This window comes from Alteromonas sp. Cnat2-8 (assembly GCF_022348355.1).
GTDB lineage: Bacteria > Pseudomonadota > Gammaproteobacteria > Enterobacterales > Alteromonadaceae > Alteromonas > Alteromonas macleodii.
The window spans coordinates 262652-289459 of sequence record NZ_JAKREX010000006.1 but is presented as its reverse complement, the minus strand read 5'-3'; the positions used below and the strand labels follow the sequence as shown (position 1 = coordinate 289459).

At 44.7% G+C, this 26808-nt stretch carries 26 protein-coding genes; 15 read left to right on the top strand and 11 right to left on the bottom strand.

Features of this window, described 5'->3' with window-relative positions; genetic code table 11:
- Nucleotides 1–33 precede the first annotated feature (33 nt).
- The gene (locus MHN00_RS17140; RefSeq protein ID WP_014976801.1) at nt 34–957 is read left to right on the top strand and encodes a LysR family transcriptional regulator; all 924 of its coding nucleotides are present in this window, start codon (nt 34–36) and stop codon (nt 955–957) included.
- An 8-nt stretch (nt 958–965) separates the two neighbouring features.
- On the opposite strand, the gene MHN00_RS17135 is transcribed toward MHN00_RS17140, so the two are convergent.
- Nucleotides 966–1571 carry an exopolysaccharide biosynthesis protein gene (locus MHN00_RS17135; RefSeq protein WP_239260705.1) on the bottom strand — a complete coding sequence of 202 codons (606 nt, stop codon included), beginning with the start codon at nt 1569–1571 and terminating at the stop codon, nt 966–968.
- A gap of 546 nt (nt 1572–2117) precedes the next feature.
- Between MHN00_RS17135 and MHN00_RS17130 the strand changes: the two genes are divergently transcribed.
- From MHN00_RS17130 to MHN00_RS17070, 13 genes are all read left to right on the top strand, one after another.
- Nucleotides 2118–3449: a sigma-54 dependent transcriptional regulator gene (locus MHN00_RS17130; RefSeq protein WP_239301915.1), complete on the top strand. Its 1332-nt coding sequence runs from the start codon at nt 2118–2120 to the stop codon at nt 3447–3449.
- A 16-nt stretch (nt 3450–3465) separates the two neighbouring features.
- Nucleotides 3466–3690 (top strand): hypothetical protein, encoded by a 225-nt coding sequence (locus tag MHN00_RS17125; RefSeq protein WP_014949821.1) that lies wholly within the window; start codon nt 3466–3468, stop codon nt 3688–3690.
- 4 nt (nt 3691–3694) lie between these two features.
- Entirely contained in the window at nt 3695–5209 is a 1515-nt protein-coding gene (locus MHN00_RS17120; protein WP_039225365.1) for a sensor histidine kinase, read from the top strand.
- The gene (locus MHN00_RS17115) at nt 5199–5651 is read left to right on the top strand and encodes a response regulator (protein ID WP_014949823.1); all 453 of its coding nucleotides are present in this window, start codon (nt 5199–5201) and stop codon (nt 5649–5651) included. The genes MHN00_RS17120 and MHN00_RS17115 overlap by 11 nt, the downstream gene beginning before the upstream one ends.
- Before the next feature lie 12 nt (nt 5652–5663).
- Nucleotides 5664–7748 (top strand): response regulator, encoded by a 2085-nt coding sequence (locus MHN00_RS17110; RefSeq protein WP_069944497.1) that lies wholly within the window; start codon nt 5664–5666, stop codon nt 7746–7748.
- A gap of 230 nt (nt 7749–7978) precedes the next feature.
- Nucleotides 7979–8308: a hypothetical protein gene (locus tag MHN00_RS17105; protein ID WP_014949825.1), complete on the top strand. Its 330-nt coding sequence runs from the start codon at nt 7979–7981 to the stop codon at nt 8306–8308.
- Nucleotides 8309–8312: 4 nt separating this feature from the next.
- On the top strand, nt 8313–8870 hold the full coding sequence (locus MHN00_RS17100; RefSeq protein WP_239301914.1) for a hypothetical protein: 558 nt from the start codon (nt 8313–8315) through the stop codon (nt 8868–8870).
- 52 nt (nt 8871–8922) lie between these two features.
- Complete coding sequence (locus MHN00_RS17095; protein WP_014949827.1) at nt 8923–9180, top strand: hypothetical protein; 258 nt, start codon at nt 8923–8925, stop codon at nt 9178–9180.
- A 24-nt stretch (nt 9181–9204) separates the two neighbouring features.
- A complete protein-coding gene (locus tag MHN00_RS17090; protein ID WP_049587615.1) occupies nt 9205–9783 on the top strand; it encodes a hypothetical protein in 579 nt (192 codons plus the stop codon).
- Nucleotides 9784–10299: 516 nt separating this feature from the next.
- Complete coding sequence (locus MHN00_RS17085; RefSeq protein ID WP_239301913.1) at nt 10300–10944, top strand: phosphoribosyl-AMP cyclohydrolase; 645 nt, start codon at nt 10300–10302, stop codon at nt 10942–10944.
- 134 nt (nt 10945–11078) lie between these two features.
- Complete coding sequence (locus tag MHN00_RS17080; RefSeq protein WP_239301912.1) at nt 11079–11756, top strand: DUF2490 domain-containing protein; 678 nt, start codon at nt 11079–11081, stop codon at nt 11754–11756.
- A 246-nt stretch (nt 11757–12002) separates the two neighbouring features.
- Complete coding sequence (locus tag MHN00_RS17075; protein ID WP_014949832.1) at nt 12003–12179, top strand: DUF1328 family protein; 177 nt, start codon at nt 12003–12005, stop codon at nt 12177–12179.
- A gap of 38 nt (nt 12180–12217) precedes the next feature.
- A complete protein-coding gene (locus tag MHN00_RS17070; protein ID WP_014949833.1) occupies nt 12218–12412 on the top strand; it encodes a hypothetical protein in 195 nt (64 codons plus the stop codon).
- 83 nt (nt 12413–12495) lie between these two features.
- Here MHN00_RS17070 and MHN00_RS17065 read toward each other — a convergent pair whose 3' ends face one another.
- From MHN00_RS17065 to MHN00_RS17035, 7 genes are all read right to left on the bottom strand, one after another.
- The gene (locus MHN00_RS17065) at nt 12496–12714 is read right to left on the bottom strand and encodes a hypothetical protein (protein ID WP_239301910.1); all 219 of its coding nucleotides are present in this window, start codon (nt 12712–12714) and stop codon (nt 12496–12498) included.
- A gap of 13 nt (nt 12715–12727) precedes the next feature.
- Nucleotides 12728–15670 carry a DUF349 domain-containing protein gene (locus MHN00_RS17060; protein ID WP_239301908.1) on the bottom strand — a complete coding sequence of 981 codons (2943 nt, stop codon included), beginning with the start codon at nt 15668–15670 and terminating at the stop codon, nt 12728–12730.
- On the bottom strand, nt 15660–15953 hold the full coding sequence (locus tag MHN00_RS17055) for a DUF1315 family protein (protein WP_014949836.1): 294 nt from the start codon (nt 15951–15953) through the stop codon (nt 15660–15662). Before MHN00_RS17055 ends, MHN00_RS17060 begins: the two co-directional genes overlap by 11 nt.
- Nucleotides 15954–16280 carry a zinc ribbon domain-containing protein gene (locus MHN00_RS17050; RefSeq protein ID WP_014949837.1) on the bottom strand — a complete coding sequence of 109 codons (327 nt, stop codon included), beginning with the start codon at nt 16278–16280 and terminating at the stop codon, nt 15954–15956.
- Nucleotides 16281–16546: 266 nt separating this feature from the next.
- On the bottom strand, nt 16547–18205 hold the full coding sequence (locus tag MHN00_RS17045; RefSeq protein WP_014949838.1) for an AGCS family amino acid carrier protein: 1659 nt from the start codon (nt 18203–18205) through the stop codon (nt 16547–16549).
- A gap of 109 nt (nt 18206–18314) precedes the next feature.
- Nucleotides 18315–19454, bottom strand: a complete 1140-nt coding sequence (locus tag MHN00_RS17040; RefSeq protein ID WP_014949839.1) for a M14-type cytosolic carboxypeptidase — start codon at nt 19452–19454, stop codon at nt 18315–18317.
- Nucleotides 19455–19622: 168 nt separating this feature from the next.
- Nucleotides 19623–21068, bottom strand: coding sequence for a glyceraldehyde-3-phosphate dehydrogenase (locus MHN00_RS17035; protein ID WP_014979588.1), 1446 nt, complete (start codon nt 21066–21068; stop codon nt 19623–19625).
- Nucleotides 21069–21260: 192 nt separating this feature from the next.
- Here MHN00_RS17035 and MHN00_RS17030 point away from each other — a divergent pair, with 192 nt between their 5' ends.
- Nucleotides 21261–22145, top strand: a complete 885-nt coding sequence (locus tag MHN00_RS17030) for a DUF2989 domain-containing protein (RefSeq protein ID WP_014976811.1) — start codon at nt 21261–21263, stop codon at nt 22143–22145.
- Nucleotides 22146–22297: 152 nt separating this feature from the next.
- Here MHN00_RS17030 and msrB read toward each other — a convergent pair whose 3' ends face one another.
- The 3 genes from msrB to glgX all read right to left on the bottom strand — a co-directional run bounded on the left by msrB (nt 22298) and on the right by glgX (nt 26795).
- Nucleotides 22298–22726, bottom strand: coding sequence for a peptide-methionine (R)-S-oxide reductase MsrB (gene msrB, locus MHN00_RS17025; protein WP_014949842.1), 429 nt, complete (start codon nt 22724–22726; stop codon nt 22298–22300).
- Nucleotides 22727–22825: 99 nt separating this feature from the next.
- On the bottom strand, nt 22826–24379 hold the full coding sequence (gene gndA / locus MHN00_RS17020; RefSeq protein WP_239301906.1) for an NADP-dependent phosphogluconate dehydrogenase: 1554 nt from the start codon (nt 24377–24379) through the stop codon (nt 22826–22828).
- A 328-nt stretch (nt 24380–24707) separates the two neighbouring features.
- Complete coding sequence (gene glgX / locus MHN00_RS17015) at nt 24708–26795, bottom strand: glycogen debranching protein GlgX (RefSeq protein WP_156078501.1); 2088 nt, start codon at nt 26793–26795, stop codon at nt 24708–24710.
- Nucleotides 26796–26808: the final 13 nt, after the last annotated feature.

The window sequence follows — 26808 nt, the reverse complement described above, 5'->3', positions numbered from 1 at the left end:
AAGTATCGTTAATTAAGAGTTTTAAGGCGCTGTATGCTGAAATCTACGTTAGAACAATGGCGAATGTTCAAAGCCGTCGTCGATGCAGGCGGCTTTAATCAAGCTGCTGCTGAAGTTCACAAAAGTCAATCGAGCGTTCACCACGCGGTTCAAAAGCTTGAAAACGCCATTGGTGTGTCGTTGTTTGAGAATATTGGACGTAAAGTCCAGCTTTCTCCGCAAGGCGAACTTATGTATCGCCGTGCCTCTTTTTTGCTGAGCGAAGCGCACAAGCTCGAGGCCGTTGCCAATAGCCTTCAATCTGGCACAGAAACAACTTTACGCATAGCGGTGGATATTATTTTTCCGTCTGAATTGCTTTATAACGTGCTAGCGAAAGTTTCTGCTGAGTTCCCGCTCCTTCGTATCGAGATAGAAGAAACTGTGCTCAGTGGCGCAAATTCACTTTTGAGCAATGGTAAAGTTGATTTAGGCATCTCTCCTTTCGTGTTTCCTAATGGCTTTAGCGAAGACTTGTGCGAAATTGAGTTTGCAGCTGTCGCTCACGCCGACCATCCATTACACCAATTAGATAGAACGCTCACACTGGAAGACTTAAAAGCGCATCGTCAAATTGTGGTAAGGGATTCATCTGCGGAGCGTAAAGCTGATGTGGGCTGGTTAGGTGCAGAGCAACGCTGGACCGTAAGCCACGTTAGAACGTCATTAGATATTATTGCTCAGGGGTTGGGTTTTGCGTGGCTGCCTATAGCAATCATTAAAGATGAGCTTGAAGACGGTACACTCGTTCCCCTTCCCCTGGATAATAATGCAGCATTGCGTAAGGCGCTCCTTTATCTGTCTTTTGAAGACGGCGATACGTTGGGACCAGCTGCCCGTGCTTTTATTGGTGAGCTACGATATCAAACAATGAACCTTCCATCGTCAGATTTTATGCTCGATTCGTGTACTGAGTAGTTTGACCATCAGTTTAGAGCGACTGCAAGGCGTTCAAATCCAAGTATAAACCCAAATAGCGATAATGAAACACCAACTAACGCCACAGCACCATCGTCTGTGGCCATGCCTATTGCCATAATAAAAACAGCAAAAGCGGGAATAAGGCCCATAAAGGGAATAAGCTCCAGAGGAATCATTACAAGTCCGCAACCTGCACAACATAATGCGATGAGTGATCTGAACACAGGCTGGCGCATGAAAAAACACCGAGGAACTAAAAAGCGGTCTACGCGTACTGCATACGGTTTAACTTTTTCGACAATATAGCGAAGCTGATCGGCGTCACAGTTTAGTTGCATCACTTTTTGCGGTAACCAAGGATGCCTACGACCGAGTAAAATTTGCAACGCGATGAGTAAAATTGTCCCACCCGCTAAAGATGGGATCCCAGGGATGGCCCCAATCGGTGTGCAAGCGATAAAAGATGGCAGCGCCAACATTGGTCCAAAGCCTCTTTTCTCCATCACATCCCAAAATTCAGCAAACTCGAATGTATCTTGTCTTGCTCGCGGCTGCATTTTCCCCAACAACTCGTACAAGGTCATTGATCTTACAGCTGTTTTTCCCCACATCTTCAATTCCTTTGATATCACATTACCAGCGAACGTCGCGCTAATCAGACGGGCTCCTCGCCTAATTAATATACATTTCTTGCACCTACTCGATTTACCATAGTGAGATTGCAAGTAACCTTAGACAGGCAAATCGTGCGAAAAATATGCCATCGATTGCATGTGACGGTGTGTTGAAGACAGGAATACTTTTTGCAAATGCCCCTGATAAGTAAAGTAAAATCACCTAATAAAACAAAGACAGATATAGACATTCTGTACTTTAGTGCGATGTGCACCGCTGATCGCAAAGAGTTGATAAATTAGAAGAAGGTAGCGCAACCGACTATCTCTGGCATCAAGGCAAGTGTTCAAGATTTCCGGGTTGCTTGAAGCGTTTAGATATTTTCCGATGCGCTTACGCTTTATCAATTTAAACCAGCGTATAAATAAACTTTAAATATGCGCTTTAGCATTCAGTTGTTAATAGCGTATGATAAAACTATAACATTGATTCTATTCCATATTTTTTCTGAATAGGAAACGAAAGAAGAGAGGGACATCCACGTGCTTACCGTACTTTTAGTTGATGACGACGCCGATTTCACAGAAGTAGCTTGTACTATCATCGAATTTCTTGGCCACGAAGTACTTACCGCTGCCACACTCAAAGAAGCCCGCGATTGGTTAGAGAAAGAAACCTTTGACCATGTACTGCTTGATTTCATGCTACCCGATGGAAGCGGCGCGCATTTGTTCAATGAGTTAGATGCACTTCCTAAGCGCCCTCGCGTTACTTTGATAACGGGTCACCCTTCAGTGAAAAGCGTGATAAAGGGTCTGTGTGGCCCCACGGTCGACTATCTCGTTAAGCCAATTCAACGGGAGGAAATAGAGGCTGTATTAAGTCAAAAGCCAAAAGAAAAAGCACCTGCGCAAGAAAAAATAGAGAAACATTTTGACCTACTGATTGGTGAATCACCAATTATGAAAGAGCTCTACAAGCTGATTTCTAGAGTGAGTAAGACCAGCGCAAACGTAATGCTGCTTGGTGAAAGCGGTGTAGGTAAAGAAGTGGTGGCTGCCGCAATTCATCGTGCTTCAGAAAGTGAAGGTCCCTATATTGCAACCAACTGTGGTGCATTCTCAAAAGAACTAATAGGTAGCGAACTTTTCGGTCACGAAAAAGGAGCATTTACCGGCGCTGTAGGACGTAAAGAAGGTGTTTTCGAACAAGCTGAGGGCGGCACGCTCTTTTTGGACGAAATCACAGAAATGCCCATTGATATGCAGCCCAACTTACTCCGCGTTTTAGAAAACAAGGTTGTTATTCGTGTGGGCGGAACGAAGACCATCCCGGTGAGCTGCCGCGTTGTATCTGCCACGAACCGAACAATGGAAGAGATTGCGCAAAGCAAAGTACTGCGCGAAGACATCTACTTCAGACTTGCGGTGTTCCCAATCACCATTCCTCCGCTACGCGAAAGAAAGGAAGATATTCCATTACTAGCAAAAACCTTTATTGCTGAATTCAATAAAGATAATGGCTCGCAATTTAAGTGGGAAGATAGTCAACTCGATACGTTACAAGCCTACGACTGGCCCGGTAACGTGCGTGAACTAAGACACTTTGTGCATCGCGCTGCCATTATGAGCGACCCTGAAAAGAGTGAGATTGAATTACCAAAAACCATTGAGTCACCATTTGCTCAAAAACAGAGCACGACACCGGCACTTCAAGCTGGTAGAACCATTGAAGACGTGGAAAAAGAGCTAATTTATGCCACGTTGGAAAAAGTGAATGGCAATAAGACCACCGCAGCAGAAATGCTGGGAATTAGTACAAAAACGCTTTACAACCGTCTTCATGCATATGGTGACTTAAGTAAAGACGACTAAGTAAGAGGTATTCGGCATGACTAGCGAAGAATTTTCTCGACTAAGTGTTTATGTGCATGATGCACGCAAACCATTAAACAGAATATCAATGCAAGCTGAGCTAGTAAAAATGGCATTAAACGGTGACGTTCCACCTGAAAAGGCATTGGTGGCGTTGGATAAAATAATAAGCAGTGCTAAAGACTGCAGCCATACTCTTGCTGAAATGACATCAGAGTTAAGTGGCAATGTTTCGGATTAAGTAAATGATTACTAAAGTATTGTCTTCACTATACAGTTGGATAATTTTAGTTGTTCTGGTCATTATTGTAATAACTGCTAATTCATTTTACGTAGTTAGTACATTGAATGACCTTTCTGCTCTGGAAGCGCGGCTGTTCACTACGAACCGTGTTATCAATGCAGTTAACCGCCTTCACGTTGCTGTACTTCGCGTGGAGTCTGGTCAGCGCGGCTATATGCTAACTGGCGATGAAGAATATCTTACCGACTACACCGAAACGTTAAGCGTAATCGGCGAATTAATGGATGAGGTAGAAGTAAGCTCCTTCTCTTCAGATATTAACGACCAGTCCATCCGCATCGAAGAACTTTTGTCGTTAACCAAAGCAAAAATCAATGAAGTCATTGAAGTAGTTGAGCTGTATAAAGAAGGGAAAGAGCAACAAGCTGTCATTTTAGTGAATAGCGATAAGGGTATAAAACTCTACAAACAGTTTGAAACCTTATTTAGAGAAATCGACGGTTCAGAACGAGATATGCAAGGCACGCATTTAGCCAACTTAATGAGCCTAAGAAGGGACTCTGTTAATACGCTGATCATTTCCTCTGCAACGACTCTGCTACTGATTATTACGGTATTTTTATTGCTCAAAATAAATTCCCGTGAGCATGAGAAATACCAAGCTGACCTAGAGTCTGTTAACGAAGATCTAGAATCTCGGATAGCAGATAGAACGCAAGAGTTAAGTGTTTATTCAGACGAATTAGCACGAAGTAATAGAGAGTTGGAAGATTTTGCCTTTGTGGCGTCACACGATCTTCAAGAACCATTGAGAAAAATTCGGGCATTTGGTAACCGCTTAGAATCGGGTTACAACGATGTGATAGACGAACGAGGCAAAGATTACCTTGCGCGCATGCTCAATGCAGCAGAGCGGATGTCCATGCTTATTTCAGATCTTCTCGCCTTTTCTCGCGTTTCCACACGAGGTAAAGAGTTTGACGACGTTAATCTAGGCACCGTAGTGGATAGCATCATGGGCGATTTGGAAATCGCTATCGATGAAAAGTCTGCGCAAATAAATGTTAGCGATATGCCGACTATTCGCGGTGACAAATCGCAATTAGAGCAGCTGTTTTTAAACTTAGTGTCTAACGCACTGAAATTTCAGAGCGAGGGCGTGAGACCTGAAGTAACGATATCTGCAAGGGACGCGACGGAAGAAGAAACGAAAGACATTCTACTTGCTGAAGAATACGACTGGACAAAAATTACCGTATCAGACAACGGTATAGGGTTCGAACAATCGTTTGCTGAAAAAATATTTGCCCCTTTCCAACGCCTTCACGGTAGAAGTGAATACAAAGGTACGGGGATTGGTCTTGCCGTTTGTCGTCGTATTGTAGAACGGCACAACGGTCAAATAACCGCAGTTAGTTCTCCCGGAAAAGGGGCAACGTTCTCGATAATAATACCCAAAAATAGTGAACCGTTTGGTTCTAACAACAATAATGGAGAAACACACAATGACGCGTAAACAAACTCAGCCTATCAATATACTTATGGCGGACGATGACGAAGACGACCGCCTACTTACGGTTGACGCGCTCAAAGAGAGCCGCGTTCTAAACAATCTGTTTTGTGTTGAAGATGGCGTTGAATTATTAGAGTTTCTTCGACATGAAGGTAAATATACAGATCCTGCATCGGCACCGCGACCTAGTCTTATTTTGCTTGATCTAAATATGCCAAGAAAAGACGGTAGAGAGGCGCTGCAAGAACTGAAAAACGACCCCAAGCTTCGCAGTATCCCGGTGGTAATTCTCACTACCTCTAAAGAAGAGGAAGATATGCTTCGCGGTTATGATCTAGGTTGCGCATCTTACATTACAAAACCAGTGAACTTTGAAGGATTGGTTGAACTAATGCGCGCGCTCGGACGTTACTGGATAGAGTTCGTAGAATTACCACACGAGTAAAAGAGGTACTAGATGACAGAGGTAATAAAAATTCTGTTGGTAGAGGATGATGAAGATGATTACTTCTTAACCTCTGATTATCTAGCGCAGTGCGAGTCACCTACGTTTGAGTTGACGTGGGTGACAAATAGCTTAGACGCAGTAGAGGCATTAAAGACACAAAGTTTCGACTTGTGTTTGTTAGATTATCTGCTGGGTGCCGAGAACGCGATTGATGTACTGGGTGTTTTAAAATCTAACCAGTTCAATCTACCCGTGGTAATACTTACCGGACAGTCGGATGCTACCGTCGATGAAATGGTCATGCGAGCAGGTGCCGCAGACTATTTGCAAAAATCGGAAATTGAATCACCGCGGTTTATGCGCACGATTAGATACGCCATGGTTCGCCGTGACATCGAGAACGAGCGAATTGAGCGGAACAAAGTAGAGCAAAAGAACAAGGCCAAAGATAAGTTCCTTGCGCATTTAGGGCATGAGCTGCGCACCCCCCTCACCTCTATTCTTGGCTACACCGAACTGCTTATAGACGATGCGAGAAACAGCCCTTTTCAACAAGAGTTATCTATTATCCACTCTAATGGCAAGCACCTGTTAAGCCTACTCAATGATTTGCTAGACATGTCGCGGATAATGGCAGAGAAACTTGAACTCAACATTAAGGAAGTGAACTTAAGCGCGTTTTTGACGGACATTCACTCATTAATGCGTTTGAATGCCAAAGACAAAGGACTAAGCCTTAACGTTGTTTCAAAAACAAAAATACCAGAGTTTATACACACAGATCCTACCCGCCTTCGTCAGGTCTTGTTGAACCTAATTTCAAATGCGGTGAAATTTACCGACAAGGGCAGTATCACGCTTACCATCTCTCTCGACGAGCCGTCTGAAAACGATTCGAGTCAAACACTGCTGCGATTTTCTGTAGATGATACAGGTATCGGCATGCCGCCTGATAAGCTCATCAATATTTTTCAGCCTTTCGAACAAATAGAAGATGTGATGCGTGCCAATCATGGCGGAGCAGGACTTGGACTTGCCATTTGTAAAGAGCTTGTCACTAAACTGGGCGGCGACATTGATGTTAAGTCTCGTTTAGGAGAAGGCAGCACATTTACATTTGATATAAACCCTGGCGATGTTTCTGAACAGCCTCGTGTAGATCTTGAATTAGGCCAAATTCAACCTGTCGAGTCTAGTAGCATCAATTTAAACGTAACTGGACGCGTATTAATTGTTGATGACTTGCGAGAAATTCGACGGCTAACTGGTCACCTTGTGAGTCAATCTCAAGCTGATATTAGCTACGCTGAAAATGGCGTAAAAGCACTAGAAGCCGTGTTGCAGGCGGATGAACACAACCGGCCCTTCGATCTGGTTTTAATGGATATTCACATGCCAGTGATGAATGGCATAGAAGCCCTGCATGCGATTAGACGACATGGGCAGGATATCCCAGTGATTGCCGTGACAGCAGCAAGCCGCAAAGGCTTAAGAGAATCGTTAATTCGCGAAGGGTTTAACGACGTAATTGGAAAACCCATTGACCGGTTTGCACTGGCTAACTTGCTTTCGCAATACCTTCCGCCAGGTAATCACGTAACATTCACCAACGTGGAAGCCCAAGTTGCAGACATGCCAATGAACAAGCCGTATGCTCCAGAGGACGAGACCGCTTATCGCGGGCTTGCAATCCCTGGGCAAGCAGAGCAGAAAATCCAGTCTACGGATTCAAATGGTAATTCAGAACAACCTGCCAATAAGCACATACTTGTGATTGAAGACGATGAGGATGCGGCGGAGTTACTGCAATTGTTTCTTTCCCACTTAGGTCATACGGTCACTACTCAGTACAGCGGTGCTGAAGCATTACAGGCTGCAGAAAATCAAAGTTTCGATCACATTCTTATGGACCTTACCCTTCCCGATTATAACGGTTACGACTTAGCGAGTGAGCTCAAGCAAAAGCTACCAGATGCCATCCTTACTATTGTAAGCGGTCACGAAGCGGACTCCGAAGCGATGACAACCATAGGGATCAACAGTGCATTGCTCAAACCTGTCACCAAAGACGATTTAGCCTCGGTAGTGGGCTGAAAAGTTAATTTTATCGCTGCCAACCTGTACCGAATGTCGGAGGTTGAGCAGCGCATCATCAAGACCAAGAAAATATTACAGACGTAAGACACAACAGTGTGTGAGACTTGCACATAAGCACCTCACGCAACAATAGAAAAATAAAAATAAGCCATATAAAACAGTAAGATAATAGTTTGGTATACCAGTTGCAGCTATCTATGTGAACCCAAAATATTAAGGAGAGTATTATGGCTACACAAGCTTCAGCTAAATCGCAAACAGTTAAACGTAACGGTACAAACGGCGTGGCTGAGCCGAGTCACCCAGTAACGGATCAACTGAAAGATTCTCTTCATGCGTCAGTAGACAAGTTAGCAGACAGTGCAGGGATTGCAGAGGAAAACATTCGTCGCACTGCGACATCGTCTGCAGAGAACATGTCAGCGAGAAAGCGTCTGGCACAGCAAAAATGGCAGGCGTCGAAAGTACGTAGATATGCCATTGAGAACCCAGTAGCGACAGCGGGTATCGCTTTCGCAGCAGGAATGTTAGTGACGTCACTTTTACGTAAGAAGTAATACGATGACTGTACCAGATTTTCGAAGAGCAAATTTCAATTTGTGCACAGAAAATCCTTTTCGCCTGACGCCGCCCGCGGCGCAGGCGAATCCTAATGTTACGAGCAACGGTGACAATGCTAACGCTGCATCAGCAACCTCTGAACACTCTACGCAATACAAGTCGACACAACAGAACAAGTCAACGCAACAGAATTACCCTGACCCATCGTTTTCGGATATCTTCTCGGCTTTCTCAGAAGCATTGAACCAGCGAAAGGCGCAGGGTTTGGCGTTTTTAGAGCTCACTAACAGTGAATTGATGCTCATTAAAAAGAGTTTCTTTGTTACAGTCTTTGCATGCTTAGCGGCATTTGCAGTGGGCACAGTATGTTGGCTCATTTTAAACATCGCCATTGGCGCTATACTTCATAGTGTGGGCGTTAGTTATGTGGTAGTTCCACTCCTGTTATTGGTGCTCAACAGCGTTGCGGCCTTTTGTTTATTTAAGCTTGCAAAAAATGCATTCAATTACCTGAGCTTTAGCAGACTCATACAAACGTGGCGACGGGTTTTCGGATAGTGAAAATGCTTACCATTGCGTAAAAAGCCACCGCCAATAGTGAGGAAAAGCGATGAACATTTTTTTAAAATCGAATATGAAAGATATAGCACAGAAAGAGCATGCTTATTTTTCGCAAAAACATCATGCAGATGTTGCACTTACACAAGCAAAGAGGCAATGTAAACTGATGATGGGAAAGCCTGAAACGTTGCTTGGCATCGCAACCCTTGGCGCATACAAGGGTGCGGTAGATGCAAAACCCAAAGCAAAACGCAATCAAGCCCTAATGGCAATAAGTAGGACTGCGCTATTGTCGTTATTTCAATGATCACAGTATTAAGGAATATGTGAGATGAACAACAAAAAAAATATGAAGAAAAGTCGTTTGACGCTTGCCTGTGTTGGTGTGGCGTTTAGCCTTGCAATAGTAGGTTGTTCATCGACCCCTGTAGCAGCCCCTACCCCTTATAAGTCAGCGAGTTCCAAAGCTGCCTATGGCTATTCGAGCGAAAAAATTTCTGAGAACGAATACAAGGTTCTTTTTAAGGCAACAGACAAAACTCCTGCTGATAAAGTACAGCAATATGCCCTTTACAGAGCAGCTGAAATTGCTCAAAAGCAAGGCTTTACCTATTTAGCTATTGTTAAAACCAACGTGGATAAAAAGCCAGTTGTTGCGCGAGAAGTTATGGCGAACAAGGAAGAGCCCGTGGCATTTCAAACAGACAGGCAGTGCACTATGTCAGGCTGCGATGAAGTGGCACAGCCTATGGCCGTCCCAAGCTCAAGCGACGTTGTGAAAACTCAAATTAACGACATCTACTTTACTATTGATGTAATGATGGCGAATGATAAAACGCGTCTAGGTAAAAATGCTTTTACTGTCTTAGAGGTACTATCAGAGCCTCTGGAGCCAAAAAATGGCAACTAGCTGAGCGTTTTGCCGCTCACTAATGCTCTGAAACATCAGTTTTAATAGAAATGCTTTTCAGGCCCTAGTTGCAGTTACTGAAAAGCATCGCTCAAACACATAAGCAAAACCGTAATGTGTTTTAAAGCCAACAACCTGTGCACTAGTCTTTATTACTTTTCTGTTGTGGCTAACAGACCACTGGCTAACTGCATTCTTCACTTTTCTACAAACTTGGGCGGTGTCATATTCGTTTCTTCTTGAAAAAGTCGATGACACTGCTGCTATCACAGCCCTTTTCTCTAATTTATAGCTGTTATCCATTCTCCTGAAGTGCTTCTTGCATTTTTAATGGCCCGTTAATCTTCTATTAATGTTGTACAAAAGTCTCCGTCATCATAGCTAGCTATCATTAAACCCATGAACTGCAGAGCAGATTTATAAACCTCTAGCAACAACGTTGTAGCGGTACTGCTCTAAGCAATTGAATCAGGTAATAGCACATATTTATTTTGCAAATGACTAAGGAGTCAGGCGATGAGAAAGCTAAGCACGTTAATGACAAAAACTACCCTTGTAGCAGCTACAGTAATGTTGGTGACTGGTTGCAGTGCAGTGGCAAAACCGCAGATGGAGCATTCAGCTAGTTCGAATGTTCAGGCGTTAAAAGCTAAAGTACTCGACAACGCATTACTTTATTCCGACGAATGTATTACTGAGCGAGAAGTGGTAACGGCACAAAAGATGTGGGGCGACGGCATAGTGCGAATTGGTGCAGTATTTAGCAATGATGGTGATTACTCTGGCGAAGCCGCAGATTTCATCCAAGCTATGTATGGTTACGATTTAAGCAGCGTACTGTTTAAACCAACGCTTGCAGCTAACGACCAGTTCCGTTCAAGCTTCGATGCTGCGCTTTCATACTTTGTTGGCGGTAATGACGCTTACGAAGAGGACAAAGGCTTTGCTATAAAGCCATACACAAATGTGAAATTCGATAATGTGGGTATTATCAACAACAGCTGTCGCATGGCCGTGGCGATGGGCAACTACTTCTTTACCGATACAAAAGGTGGCGAAACGAAGGTGGAATACACGTTTGCCTATGTCAAAGATAGTGACGGCGACCTGCGTATTGTTGCTCACCAATCTTCGTTACCTTACAACCCAAACGGTAACTAAATAGGCCATTGCCCCTCCATTCTTAGGAAGTGTGAGGGGCGAAACACTCTCCCTTTGCAGGCAAGGCGTCCCTTCCCTTTCGCTTTGCCTCTTTTTTATTTTCAACGAGAAAAACTATGTGCGCAAAACGAATTATGACGCGTTGCGTCTTACTACTTGTGATGGCGATGACAGCCGGCGTTAAGTCACACGCCGAGTCAGATTTTCAATCTTGGAACGCCCTCGCACTCACTGGAGATGCCGATGATAAAAGTAAATGGCAATTTTGGTTTGACGGTCATTTACGCTTTAAAGACGACGCATCTCGCCTAGGCGTTTCTATCGTTCGTCCCGGTGTCGGCTACAAACTTTCAAGCGATACGACCTTGTGGCTGGGTGTTGCAAGAGTAACGATAGACTCAGACAACGGTTCAATTGAAGAAGACAGGGTGTGGCAGCAAGCCACGTATTCATTAAGCAAATTTATGGGCGGTACCATTTCAGGTAGAAGTCGTTTGGAGCAGCGATTCAGGAGCGATGAAGGCGGTGATACAGGCTATCGGTTTAGACAATTTATACGGTGGTCGAAACCTTTAAATGAGCAATGGTCAATGGTCGTGTGGGACGAGGTATTTTTGGGTTTGAACGACACAGACTGGGGCCAAAATAGCGGGTTTGATCAAAATAGACTTTACGTGGGACCGGCCTATCACCTCAACAAGAAATGGCGCGTCGAGATGGGATACTTACATAATCATATTGCGTCGCCAGGCGCCAATTCAGACGCCATAACAAACCACAACCTTGCTCTCACGTTCTTCGGAAGCTGGTAAGGATCAAAGAATACCCCCAGCCAAAGGCCCTTAACACACAAAGAGTAAAGTTGGGTGACTAGGGCCTTACTCAATCATGTAAAAAATGCATTCGTACGTGTAATCGTGACGTTAATTGCCTGCAGATACGGCCTGACAACCAGAGAAAAATTAAATTATATCAATATATTTCAATAACTTAAAAAACAGGCACAAAGATAGCATTAGTTAAAGTGAAAGTAACGGAAGCAATACGAGGATTTAGTTATGTTAGGTTGGGCAATCACATTTTTTATCATCGCCATTATTGCAGCAGTTTTTGGTTTTGGAGGCATCGCAGGTGCAGCAACAGGTATCGCACAGTTTCTTTTCTTTGTGTTTATCGCGTTGCTCGTAATCTCACTTATCGCAAATGCGTTACGTGGTAGAGCACCAAGAGCCTAAGAGTTAGAAGTATTTTAATAGGAAAAAGGAGTAAGGATATGTTTTCATTTAAAAACTTATCAAAGGTACTAGTAGCATCAGCATTTGCACTATCACTAGCAGCTTGCGGTGACGGTGAAGCGGAAGACGCAGGCGAAGAGCTAGACGAAATTGTTACCGATGCAGGTAATGCCGTTGAAGACGCTTGTGAAGATGTGAAAGAAGGCGTAGACGCTGAAGATAAAGACTGTTAATCACGTTTTTATCAAAAAAGGGCCAGACAATTGTCTGGCCCTTTTCGTGTTTACAGTCGACGTGGTTTGACCTAACTGGTTAGTTAAGACACTTCTTCACCACCTAACTCACGAGCAAGATCGTCTAGTGTAGATAGCGTCGAATCAAATACACCTACGCCGTAACGGTATTTTACACTCACGTGATGATCCGTACGCCCGAACTTCACTCTTAACCCTTCTGCGTCAATATGCTTCACGGTATTCAAAAAGCGATAGGCAGACATTTCTGTTTCAAATTGAAACTCAACACTGTTTTCCATTTAGGCTTTCCGTTTAAGCAACAATTTCAGGATGAGTATCAATAACTGAAACAACTCGTTGCAGCAAATGGTTATCTTCTTCGCTTATCGAGTCGTATGATAACCAGTCAGCAAGAATGTCGGGAGCTGTTGCCGCTTCGCCTTGTTCCAACTTAGATGTCATCATTTGTAGCTGTACGCTAGAGCGTATAGATGCGTCTGCATCTGGGCTTGGCATACCAGTTGCGACTTCTAATGCTACCGTTAACCATTGTCTATCGTGCTGAGTTGTTTTATTTCCAGTTGACTGACCCAATACGCTTGACCAACGCTTCCCTAACGCTTCCGCTAGAGATTGCTCATCACCACTTCCCTCACCTACACTTAGCTGTAGTAAAGAAATCAGAGCCTGAGCTCGCGCCAATCGGGCTTGAGATTGTGCATTTTTCGCTTGCGCCGCGCGCTTACTTTCAAGTGAATCAATCTTTTTATCTACTTTCGTACGTTGCGCTCTAGGCAAGTCGGTTAACTGAGCGCGAACGTCGCTTATTGATTGACTGAACGTTGCATCATCGCTGTTGATGTCAACAGCTTCCACTTGCTTGAGTAGCGAATCTACTAACGCGTTAAATGCATTATTCTGTACTTTCCGCTCGGCTTTTAAACGTTCAAATACGGTGTCATTGGCAGCCTTAAATTCTGCCCACAACTTACTCTCTTCACGTTTACCTGCATGGCCTACTTGCTTCCATTGGCTTTGCAATTGCTGAGCCTTGTCGGCAGCGCCAGCGACATCTTCTTCCGTAGCAAGTTGACAAGCTTGGGTGACTAACGCACGCTTTTGGGCTTGGTTGTCACTTTGCCATTGATTTACTTTAGCCTGAATGGGCGATGATACCGCCTTCCATTCTTGCTTCAGCTGTTCATAAATTTCACGTTCAACCTGACCTGCAGCGTGCCACTGTTTAGACACTCTATCGAAAACTTTCACTAACTCGGCTTCCGGCATGTTAATGTCCATTGCCTTAACGGTAGCGATAATCGACATACGCTGTTCACGCGCAGCAGCCCGCTGTGCATCTAACTTCGCGTAATGCGCTCTACAAGGCTCGAAGGCCTTTTCAAGTGCATCATCAAATTGCTGCTGTAACAACGCGTCATCACTACTTTCTTCACTCGTTGACGATGACGGTGTTAGTGATAACCATTGCTTACGCAGATACTTAATGGCCTCACTTCTTTGCTTAATATTTTCTGCATCAGCGCTGGCTAACGCTTTTGCTTCTTCTACAAGAGCGGGTTTGCGCGGCGCCGCAAGGTAATCCTGCCATCCTTCTAAGCGCGACACATCACCAGCGGTCTTTTCAAAACGCTTCTCTACATACTTTTTCGCTGAACCAGGAAGCGCAGCATAACTTTCCTGAAGCTTGGCAAATTTTGAAATAGCAACGCGGAATTTACCCTGAGCAATTAAGTTATCGATAACGCTAATGTGCTTTCTAATGTGTTTTACTTGCTCATTTTCTTTGGATTTTTGAGCACGCTCTTTGGCATTTACACTGCTTGTCGCTGCGTTGAAACGTTTAGACAACGCCTTAGGAATGGCATCGATTTCGCGACTAAGCGCTTTATACGCTTGACGTGCTTCGTCAAACTCCGCTTTAAGAGCCACTACACTACTGCTTTGTAATGCGTCGCCACCATTTACCTGACTCAAATCCTCAGTCGATGCGCTAGTTTCTTCAACGCTCACATCACGGGTATCTTTACCCGACTCGCTATCGCTTGCCGAAACGATCTTTGCGGCAATGTCTTCGAGCGACTGAAGTTTTATCAGTAGCTTTTGGCCGTATTGCTGCTGCATAGAGAAGCGATCAAGCTGCTCGTTTAGTTCGTCGACAGAGCGCTTAATCTGTGTAATTCGCTTATCAGTTGCAGATTCATCATCGAGACGCGCTAGCTGTTCGAGCGTTGCTTCAACACCGCGCACGCTTTCATTAACCGTAGCAACATCAGCAAGCGTCGCTTCACAAAGCCTGTTATTGTACAACCAAGCTACCTGCTCCTTGGCATAAGTAAGCTGCTGTTCGCACAATGCTCTGGTATTAGCACGTTGCGACGCTTGTTGCTTCTCTTCCCATGCTGGGCGGATACGGCTTAAATATCGCTCGAGCTGCTCACCAATACGCGCACGCTTTTCTTCATAATCAACGCGTTCTTCTGAAGTGAGTAAGTCAATTTGAGCAAACAGCCCTGTCAATTCGCTCTCAAGCTCATTGCGCTTTTCATCAATGGTTTCTACATCTGATTTGTCGAGCAAAGCCTGATATTTTGAAAGTCCCAGAGTGAGCTGCTTTTTAAGCTCCACTGGGCGTTTTGCAGCCTCTTTGATAGCATCGATCCGCGCATTAATTTGCGTAACAAGGGCATCATCTGACACTTTCTTAGCAAGCTTTTGCAGATCTGATACGTCTGAATGTGCGTTGACTAGTTGAGTCTGCAGTTGGGGACTTGCGCCTTCTAAAAAGACAAACTGGGTGAAAGATGGCTTCGCTACTTTTTCGATTAGCGCGTTAGCTAGCGCATCATCTTGTAAGAGCGTAGGCTCTTTCTTCAACATTTGTGGTACTAACTGCACTACCAAATCGGCGTTGGCTGTTTCAGTTAAAAAAGAGAATATCTCTTGGCGGGAGAGTGTGACATCCCCCTCGCCTAACAAAGCGGCGTTTACCTTTTTCTCCGCCGCTTTTTTAACGCGAGACTGCTTGGCAATTTGTGACATTTTAAGCCACAGCACAAAGCTATTAAGCTTTTCGAGTGCTGCTAAACTGACATTTGCATCTTCGTCATTAAATGCCAGTTCGTGAAGAATTGTTTTTTCCTGTGCCTTTTCGGGAGAGAGACTCTCGATTGCCTGCATCCGTTTTTCAGGCTTTGGGCTTTGGTGTGAAGGCGCAAATATACGACTAAATATCATCCTGTTTAAACCGCGCTATTGTATTATTATCATCCTGCTCATCGCGTAACGAGCGTTTAAAGTCGGCTTTACTTTTATGTACAATTTCGCCGCTTTCACCTACTGTCATATGCTCAGAGGACTTTTCTATTTTTGCTTGATACAGCATAACAGCCTGCATACTGCTTGCTTTTTGCTCTTCGTTTAAAGGCGTGCCATCTGGCCACTTACCTGTTTCAACAGCCTGACGCAGACGCTCGTAAATCTCCGGCGTCATGCTGGCTAAAAGTGCTTCTATATTCATTTAGGAAAAACGCTTAATGTAAACAATACGCGCGCGGTTTACTAAGTACCAAACAAAGCCAACCACTGCGCCCAAAATAGCTAAATTATGTTGCAAATCACCTGGGCGTGTTCCGCCCCAATACATGAAGCCAAAACTCGCAACGAATATCAGCATAGCAAGAAGGGATTGGTTCTGGATACTGGCTAACTTTTTAAATCTCTGTAAGCTTTGTTTGCGCTCTATATCTTCAGAGGTCGCATCACCGATTTTAAAGTCACAGTGAGGACACGTCTTCGCTTTGTCAGACGTTTTTTTGTTACACGAAGGACAGTCAACTAATGCCATATGTTGCTCCTGTTTATTGGGTGCGAAATGGAAATGCGTAACTCGCTATTGAGCGAAGACGCATTTATACGCGGATGGGTATCATACTTAAGTTCATCACAACAATGAAGTCGATTCTGTGGATTAACCTTATCGCCATAAAACAAAAATGCGCAGGGTGTTAACTTTTATACAAAGTTCACCGCTACGCATTTTTACCTGATAGCCAAGTTGCATTCCCTTCAGTGAAACTCAACAAGGGGGCGATGCTTTAGGCAATACTCACCTTATTTTTTATGTCGAGACCAGTAGTCGTTAACCGTTTCTTTCATCTCTTTACAAAGCAACATGATGCCGAACAAGTTTGGCAAGGTCATTACCACGATAGCCACAGCTGAAAGTGCCCAAACTAATGTGGTGTCAGAGAATGCAGCCCAAACGAAACCGGCGACGTAGATGACGCGATACGGCATTACGGAGCGAGGACCGAACAAATATGTCATAGCGCGATCACCATAATATGACCAAGCGATGGCGGTTGAGAACGCAAACAGCATAAGCCCAATTGACACGATATATTGACCGAAATCACCAAAGAAACCGCGAGTAAAGGCAATAGTGGTGAGCGCAGCTGAGTGAACCAGCGACTTACCGCTTACTTCAAGGTTCTCTTTAACCGGCTTTCCGTCAACAATCTTAAGCGTGCCAGTAAACAAGTCTTCACTGCCTACCGCATACTTCACGTCTTCTGCTACAGACCTAGCGTTAAGCAGAGTAAAACCATCGCTCACAGCCGTGCCGTTAACAACGGTAATTGAGCCAGTATAAGGCTGTACATTGTTACCTTCAATTTCATTCAAGTAACCATATAGTTTGTTTACGTCATCCTGATTCGAGTCGTCGTATTGACCTGCAACAAAGTACATGTCTGAACGATCGAAGACGTTTTCGTGTTTTTCTTTCCACACGCCCGACGACAGAATAACCAAACCCGTTACGGTACAAATTAGAATAGTGTCGATAAAGGGTTCAAGCAGTGACACCATACCTTCTGACGCAGGCTCCTTCGTTTTTGCTGCTGCGTGAGCGATAGGTGCAGAACCTTGACCCGCTTCGTTTGAAAACAAGCCTCGGTTAACCCCACGGTTAAACGCATAAGCTAACGAAGCCCCCAAGAAACCGCCTGCGGCAGCTGAACCAGTAAACGCATCACCGATAACTGCGGCAAACGAAGGCCCAATGTTGTCAAGATTAGCGAAAATAACCGCTAGCGCACCGATAAGGTAGATAACAGCCATAACTGGAACAACACGCGCTGTAAACGCGGCAATGCGTTGGATACCACCAAGAATGACCAAGGCTAGAAGAATACCCAGTACACTACCTACCATCCAAGGCTCGAAGCCAAACGTTGCTTCGATACTTTGCGCGATACCATTACTTTGAGGAAGGTTTCCGGTACCAAATGAGCTGACTACCGTAGCAACAGCAAATGCAACCGCTAACCACTTCATGTTTAGGCGACGGTCCATGTAATACATAGGGCCACCGGCCATGGTGCCGTCTTCTGTCTTTACGCGATATTTGTGCGACAGAGTAACTTCAACGAATTTTGTAGTCATACCTAAAAAGGCGGTTACCCACATCCAAAATAGTGCAGCGGGGCCACCAAGGAAAATTGCAAATGCAACACCTGAGATGTTACCTGTACCTACGGTACCAGACAGTGCGGTAGTTAGCGCGCGAAAATGGGTGGTGTCGCCTGGATCGCTTTCTTTATCGAACTTACCCGTAACAACCTGCCAGGCATGTTTAAAGAAACGAATTTGCGGAAATTTAAGATAAACCGTAAAGAAAAGACCTACGCCTAACAGTACATAAGGAAACCAGAATGCGCCTCCTAAGAATCCATCGAGCATAGTTAGAAAACCATATAACCCTTCCAACGTTATTCCCCTTTTTTATTATGTTTAATTGTTGTTTTATTTTAATAATTAAAAGGCCTCTTTTTGTCGAGGCCTTTTTTGCGAAAGCTTTCGCTTCCTTATTCTTATTTTATTGCTCTGATGCTTTTAGCTTTTTAACAACTGCATTCACACCAATAAGTAAATCTTCACCTAATTGACGGCTACGCTGTACCGACCAACCGTAGATATCGTCCGGTACATCTGCATTGTCTTTAAATGGCATTTCTACCGTGTACGCCATACATTTGAATTTCTCGCCCACTGCATTTGACGCTACGGTTAAATTAGCCTTGCCTGGCTCATCTTTATCGTAACCAAATTCATCTTGAAACTCTGGCGTAGCGTTCAACAGCGCATCTTTAAACGTATTTTCAAGCATTTTGATGGTGTCATTGTAGCTAGGGTTACCCTCACTTCCTGCGACAAAGTTGTACGGCAATGCCTCATCACCGTGCAAATCAAGATACATGTCTACACCAATTTCGCTCATTGCATTCAGTACGTAAAGTACTTCTGGGCTTTTTTCTTGCGAAGGCGTTGCCCACTCACGGTTTAGATTGGTTCCTACAGCGTTGGTACGCAGATGACCGCGTGCGCTGCCGTCTGGGTTCATGTTTGGCACAATGTAGAAAACAGCATTATCAAGCAACTGTCGCGCCAAACCATCTTGCTCGTCGAGCAGACGATAAATAATACCTTCGGCACACCACTCGGCCATGGTTTCGCCAGGGTGTTGACGTGCCGTGATCCAGACTTTTTTCTTTTCTGGTGTTTCTTCACCGATAACCAGCATAGACATATCACGGCCATCAAGGGTAAGGCCTAGGAATTTGTGCTCGCACAGTAGTGACATCTGCGCGTCGTGTACAAGGTCAAGGTGACGTTCGTAGCTAAAAGGAATGAAATACGCGAAGTACACACTTGGCTGTTCTAGCGTTAGTGAGAACGTAAGATTGTCACCGTCAAATTCGCTAGGAATTCTAAACCAAGTTTGACGGTCGTAAGACGCTAGAACGTTATATCCCTTCCAACCTTCTGGATACGCTGACTTAGCCAGATTACCAATCGTCATTGTGTGAGTTACAAAAGTTTCGCCCACTAAACGAAAATGGAACCACTGAGCAAATTCAGATTGGTTGTCGTTGGGAATGGTTAGACGGATATCGTCTGGTGATTGTGCGCTAACAACTTCAATGTTACCGCTGTCGAATTGACTGGAAATATGCATAGACTGTCGTTTTCCTCATTATTTGAGCGCTAATTTAGCATAGACGTAAACACAAATTCCACGCACACAGCGGGTTTTGTACTATCGAAAGTATACAAAATGTTTACACCATCAAAAAACCGACCACTTAGGTCGGTTTTTTATACAGTTAATTAAACTGCGTGTTGCTTAAAGCGGCAACGTAGGGAAACTAAGCCCTGCCATATCACGAACTACACGTAGTACCTGACAGCTGTAACCAAACTCGTTGTCATACCACACGTATAGTGTCAGGCGGTTATCTGCGGCAATGGTCGCCTGAGAGTCAACCACAGACGCAGCGCGAGAGCCGACTAAGTCTGTTGATACAATCTCTTTACTTGCCGTGTAGTCAATTTGGTGTTGAAGCTTTGAGAACAACGCGGTATCGCGCAAGAACTCGTTAACTGCAATGCGATCCACCGGCGTTTTAAGATTTAGGTTCAAAATCGCTAGCGACACATTAGGTGTAGGTACGCGGATAGCATTACCGGTAAGTTTACCTGCTAGTTTCGGGTACGCTTTGGCAACGGCTTTCGCAGCGCCCGTTTCGGTAATAACCATATTAAGTGGCGCACTACGTCCACGACGATCACCTTTGTGGTAGTTATCGATAAGGTTTTGGTCGTTAGTGTAAGAGTGAACGGTTTCAACGTGACCGTTTTCAATGCCATATTCTTCGTCTAGCGCTTTAAGTACCGGCGTTATTGCGTTAGTTGTACAGCTTGCAGCAGATACAATTGTGTCTTCTGGTGTTACTTCTTCGTCATTTACACCGTGTACGATGTTCTTGATGTCACCTTTACCCGGGGCAGTAAGGATAGCTTTCGCTGCACCCTTAGCTTTAAGGTGTAGGCCAAGGCCATCGCGGTCACGCCAAATACCCGTGTTGTCTACGATGATAGCGTTATCGATACCATATTGCGTGTAATCCACTTCATCTGGGCTGTTGGCATAAATGACTTGAATGTATGAACCGTTTGCTTTTAGCGCGTTACGCTCGTGGTCAACTGTGATGCTGCCGTTGAATGGCCCATGCACTGAATCGCGGCGCAGCAAGCTTGCGCGTTTTTCTAGGTCGCCATCGCGCCCGCCACGAACCACAATGGCACGTAAGCGAAGCTTATTGTTTTTACCTTGGCGTTCAATAAGCAAGCGAGCAAGTAAACGACCTATACGGCCAAAACCATATAGTACAACGTCCTGAGGTTTCTGATCGTCCTCTTTATCGGCAACGTCGTTTAGTTTTTCGTTAAGGTAGGCCGTAAGGTCGTTGTTGTCGACCGCAGAACCGTAGTGAAAATCAAAAGCCAATTTACCAATATCAATTTGTGCAGGAGCAAGCTTCATGTTGCTCAAGGCTTCTAAGATTGGATAGCTTTCGCGTAGGCGTAGCTTAATACCTTCGTGCAGACGCACTTTGCGGTGCGCTTTAATAACATCAATAGCACTGGCGTTCAGTAGCGAGCGTCCATAAACCGAAATTTCAACTGCCTTATTGCGATACAATTTACCAATAAGGGGCAACATCATTTCTGCGTATTCCTGACGCTCTTGCCAGCTGCTTTGTAATTCCTGCTCAAACTGTTGATTCATGCTTCTGCCTTCATCGATATTAATTTAACGGTGTTGTCATTGTTGTATGCGCGGCCAATTTTTTTGTGGCACAAACACGTACAACTAATCCTAATTACGCGTCAGCTTTTTATTATTTTTAGGGTACACTAGGTGAGTTTTCGCCTGACGGTGACGAGCAGTATCTTAAATAAACAAGCAAGGAAGACCAAATTGTTGATAAGTTTCAAAACCTCTATGAAAACTCGTATAACAGAGAGTTTATTTAGTAAGTTTCCAACAAAAGGTTATGTAACGACGGTGTGGCTGGCAGCAGCGACAACACTGACGGGTTGTGGCGATCTTTTTGAACCTACTATCAGTGAAATTTGTGAATCTCACAGCGAGATTTGCTTAGATTTGAGTTTGGATGCCCGTTGTCGCGGCGAGCGAGCTGAGATTATTCGCTTGCGTTACTACAATCAAGATTCAAAAGACGACGCTTACAAGTATCCTCTTCTTCTAAACTTCGAAGAGTATCTAACCTGCGTCGAAGAAGTGCAACATATCGAACACGTTAAACGCAAAGGCAAGGAAGCGACACGGCTAAAAGGCGTTATTACTGCTCAGCGTGAAATTAAACGCCTAAGCCGCGAGACGAAAGACTCCCTTGATCCTTACCTTTCTTACTATCATTGGACACGATATAACGACAAAGAGGCTTTTCATCGCTTTGAGCGCTACGCTGCCAGCAACCGCGTAAGCGATCCAAAGCTGCTGGTCGCACTGGCCTCTGTTCAGATTAAAACAGACCAAAAGCGTACTATTGAAACCTTATATCGCGCGCTAAGTTTATATACAGATAGCGACGACATTGATGTCAGCATTTTCTACTCGCTTGCTTCAATGGGAATGGATATGGACAACTATCGCCTTGCCTATGTTTGGTATGGTGTGGCTGAAGCCTTCGATGAGAGACTTAACGACACTCAGCGTGTTCAACTTGGACAACGCTATGCTCTTCCAGTAGGCATTCTAGATAACATTGTTGATGAAATAGTCAGTAACTTGAATAGCGCGACCTTCAACGCAGATTCATTGAAACTGGATAAGCTCTGATTTTTTGAAACTCAATTACACAATTTCATTGGTAAATAATTAAAAAAACCGCCGTTTATGGGCGGTTTTTTATGATTGGATCTCTCTACTTTCCACATGAGGTCAAAATTTAATCAGATGTTTACCTTAATCAAGCGCTCACCTAGGGCTTTTTAACCTTTAATTTGTGTATCATCTTCGCCTTTAAAGGTCATAGATAGCGAATTTACGCAGTAGCGTTGACCCGTTGGCGCAGGACCATCTGGAAATACATGGCCTAAGTGCGAGCCACACTGCTTACAAAAAATCTCAACCCTACGCATACCGTGACTCAAGTCTTCTCTGTAATCTACATTACCGTCATCAAGCTGCTTATAGAAAGAAGGCCATCCACAACCAGCATCAAATTTAGTATCTGAGGGGAAAAGTGGCGCTTCGCAGCACTTACACACGTACAATCCATCTCGCTGCTCGTCTAGCAATACTCCAGTGAAAGGTCGCTCAGTACCCGCTTCGCGGCATACATAATATTCCTCGTCAGTGAGCTCAGTTTTCCAGTCTTTTTTAGCTACTGATGCGTTTGCTTTTTCATCTGTCGACATAACTTACCTCTTAAAACAAAAAAGGTGTATTTGAAAACAAATACACCTTTCGATAGTTTACGCTCAATTATGAGCGCGTGTAACACTATTTAGTTCATACTATTTTTTGATAGCGATTTGCGGACGTGCAGGATCACTCCACTCGATGTGATACTTTTTGCCTGCTGGCTTATCTACACGCTGATAAGTATGTGCGCCAAAATAATCGCGCTGGCCTTGCAGCAAATTAGCAGGTAGCACGGCTGTGCGATACGAATCATAATAGCTAAGAGCCGACATCATTGCAGGGCAAGGCACGCCAGCCAGTGTCGCCTGTGCAATTGACTCACGCCAGTCAGCTTGATACTGCGTAATTTGTTCCGCAAAGAACGGGTCCAATAGCAAGTTGGCTAAGTCTTCGTTATTCTCGTAAGCCTGAGAAATAGACTGAAGAAATACGGCGCGAATAATACAGCCTGCACGCCATATTTTAGCTATTTCACCAAACTCCAGTGTCCAGCCGTGTTCTTTGCCTGCCATTGCCATTAACTGGAAGCCCTGTGCGTACGCACAGATTTTAGAGCAATAAAGCGCTTGCTCTAGCTTGTTGATGATCGACATTTTCTCATCATCGCTGAACGATGGCGCATCAGGGCCTGCAAGAACCTTGCTCGCAGCTACACGCTCGTCTTTCAAACTAGAAATACTGCGCGCGAATACCGCAGATGTGATGGTCTGTGCCGGACTACCTACTTGTAATGCGCTTACTGCAGTCCAAAGGCCTGTACCTTTTTGACCTGCTCTATCTAAGATCACGTCAACCAACGGCTGCTGTGTTTCTGGATCCATTTGCTCAAGAACTTCAGCACTAATTTCCATCAGGTAGCTATTCAGCTTGCCTTCGTTCCAGCGACGAAACACCTCTGCTATTTCAGCTGGCGCCATATGTAGCGCTTCGCGCATAACATGGTAAGTTTCGCAGATAAGCTGCATGTCGGCGTATTCGATACCGTTGTGCACCATTTTTACATAGTGCCCGGCTCCAACCGGACCGATGTAGGTCGCACATGGTTCGCCTTCTAACACTGGTTGACCTGGCGTATGGCTTTCTAATGGTTTACCTGTTTCTGGGTCAACCTTTGCAGCAATAGCTTTAAGAACAGGCTCAATGCGTGTCCATGCATAAGGGTTGCCTGAAGGCATAAGAGATGGCCCGAAACGAGCGCCTACTTCACCACCTGACACGGCGGTAGAGAAGAAGATAAATTTACCTTTGTACTGCTCTTCACGTGCTACAGAGTCTGTCCACAAACTGTTGCCAGTATCAACCACGATATCGTCAGCGTGAATTCCGGCGTCAATAAGATGATTGCAAACGTGGTCAACAGGATCGCCAGCAGGCACAGAGATAATAATAAGATGCGGGGCTTTTAACTTGCTTAAAAGCTCGGTGTAAGAACTGCAGCCTTCAACACGAGGCTCAGTATTTACAGCTCTTTCGCTTGCGTCTTTGGCAAGAATAGACTCAACTTTGTTTTGGTCTAAATCGAAACACGCTACACGATAGCCATGGTCCACTAGGTTCATGGTTAGGTTACTACCCATCACCCCTAAACCGATAAAACCAATATCACACGACTTGTCTTCGTGCGAATTACCACCTTTCTTTTGCATAGGAACACCCTCACATTTCAGATGGCTGCGCATGATACCACCTGAAAGAATAAAGAACAGTCTAAGCTAACAATTTAGTGCGCAGTGGTGTAATTGTCACCAGCGGTAAACATTAACGGGTTTTGTAAGCTAGTTTAGCCGAGATTTTGGCACGCATTCAGCACCTGCGTTACGCGCTTTTATCCATGCTGTATGAAATTTACACAAAGGTAAAGACTCTGTTTCTTATTCAGCTAACGTGCACTGGGTTTGGTGCCGTTTAACGGTACTCTTAAATTCTTTAAAGGCACTCTTAACCGAGTATAAGGTCGTATTGTAAGCCATTTTTCTATCCAGAGAACTGAGAGAAACTGAACAACGTTAGCGATTTGCTGGCCTGTAGAAACACCTTCTGAATGCAAATTGAAGGCTGTTCTTCAAGAGAGCTGTAGCGCGTATCCAAGTGCATGGTCCACCCTCCCCTGGGTATGACAGAAGGTAGGTGAAAACGCACGTCGCTTTCACTTGCATTAACACACAAGAACCAATGCTCTGGCTTCTGGTCGCCCGTTACACAACCTTTTATTTCCACACCAAACGCTTTGTTATGATGCGCATTCCAATCTTCAGACGCTTTGTCAGAACCATCGGGCTTATACCAATTTATTTCTTTTACATTTCGTGAGAGCGTAAAAGTATCATCGTGCAGCTTTAGTTCGCTTAACAGTGAAGAGGACTGACGCAAGCGGATCACATATTGGCAGAAGCTAAGAAAATCTTGCTTGCGCTTGTTTAATTCCCAATTCATCCAGCTAATAGGATTATCCTGGCAATAGGCATTATTATTGCCATTTTGGGTGCGGCTTAATTCATCGCCTCCAAGAATATGCGGTGTACCTTGCGAGAAGATCAGCGTTGCAAAGAGATTGCGCTTTTGACGTTCACGCATAGCGAGTATCTGCTCGTCATTCGTTTCCCCCTCAATACCATAATTGGCAGACAGGTTGTGTCCATGGCCATCTCGGTTTTCTTCTAAGTTATCGAGATTGTGACGTTCGGCGTAGGTCACCATATCGTGCAGCGTGAACCCATCGTGATATGTCACGTTATTCACCGAGGTACTGATATGTCGATGGCCTTTGTGAAATATATCCCGTGAGCCCATTAAACGGGTAGCAAAGTCCGCGGTAACGCCATCGTCTCCACGCCAGAAGGCGCGCACCGTATCGCGGTATTTATCATTCACCTCTAACCACGGAGACGGAAAGTTACCCACTTGGTAGCCGCCAGGCCCAATATCCCAGGGTTCGGCAAGCAATACTCTCTCTTTTAAAACAGGGTCGCTACTAATGGCTCTCAGCAGCCCAGATTTTTTACTATATTCTTGTGGCTCTCTTCCCAAGCATACTGCTAAATCGAAACGAAAGCCGTCAACGCCAATTACGGATACCCAGTGGCGCATGGCATCTAAAATAAGTCCCATCATAAATGGCTGCGCGGTATTTACCGTGTTACCACAGCCTGAATGGTTGGAATAAACCAATTCTCCGTTTTTCGTTTGCTCTAATAAGTACGCTTGGTAAGGGCAAAACCCCTTATAAGAAAGAATAGGACCGCCATTGCCTGCCTCTGCTGTATGGTTAAATACCACATCAACAATGACCTCAAGTCCGGCTGTATGATAAGCATCTACCATAGACTTTAGTTCAGCAAGCGCGTCTGACACACCGTAGCGTGGTTCAGGCGCAAAGAAGTTAACCGGGTTATATCCCCAATAATTGGTTAAGCCTTTCTCTGTAATAAATGGTTCAGGCATGAATGAACACAACGGCATAAATTGCACCGTGGTTATGCCTAATGCTTTGAGATGCTTGATGACACTCGGATGGGCAGCACCGATAAATTTGCCACGGTGTTCTTTAGGTACATCGGGATGGAGTTTTGTGAGCCCTTTAATATGTGCTTCGTAAACTACTCGCTTGTGTTTCGGTATAACAGGCGCGCTAACATGACTGGGCGCATAGTCATTTTGATCAATTACTATGCACTTGGGGATCATAAACTGAGAGTCGTGTTTGTATTGCCTAGCGTCCCATTTTATTGCGCGACTAATTTTCTTGGCGTATGGGTCGATTAGCAGTTTGTCGGTGGGTACCGCATGTAACCCTCCCTCACCGCGTTCTACGCGATAACCATAGTATTGTCCTGCACTAACGCCGCTGTAACGACCGTGCCAAACATCACCAGTTTTCTCAGGCAACGGATGCTCACTCACCGCCTCTTCTGTGTCACTATTGAAAAAACACAACACGACCGCCTTCGCATCGGGCGCGTATACGGCAAAATTACAACCGTCTTGTGTAACTGTTGCGCCAAGTGGATATGCCTTCCCCATTCCACTTTCTACAATTAGTGCGGTGTCTCGAATTTCGTTCACTTCGTTCTCAATT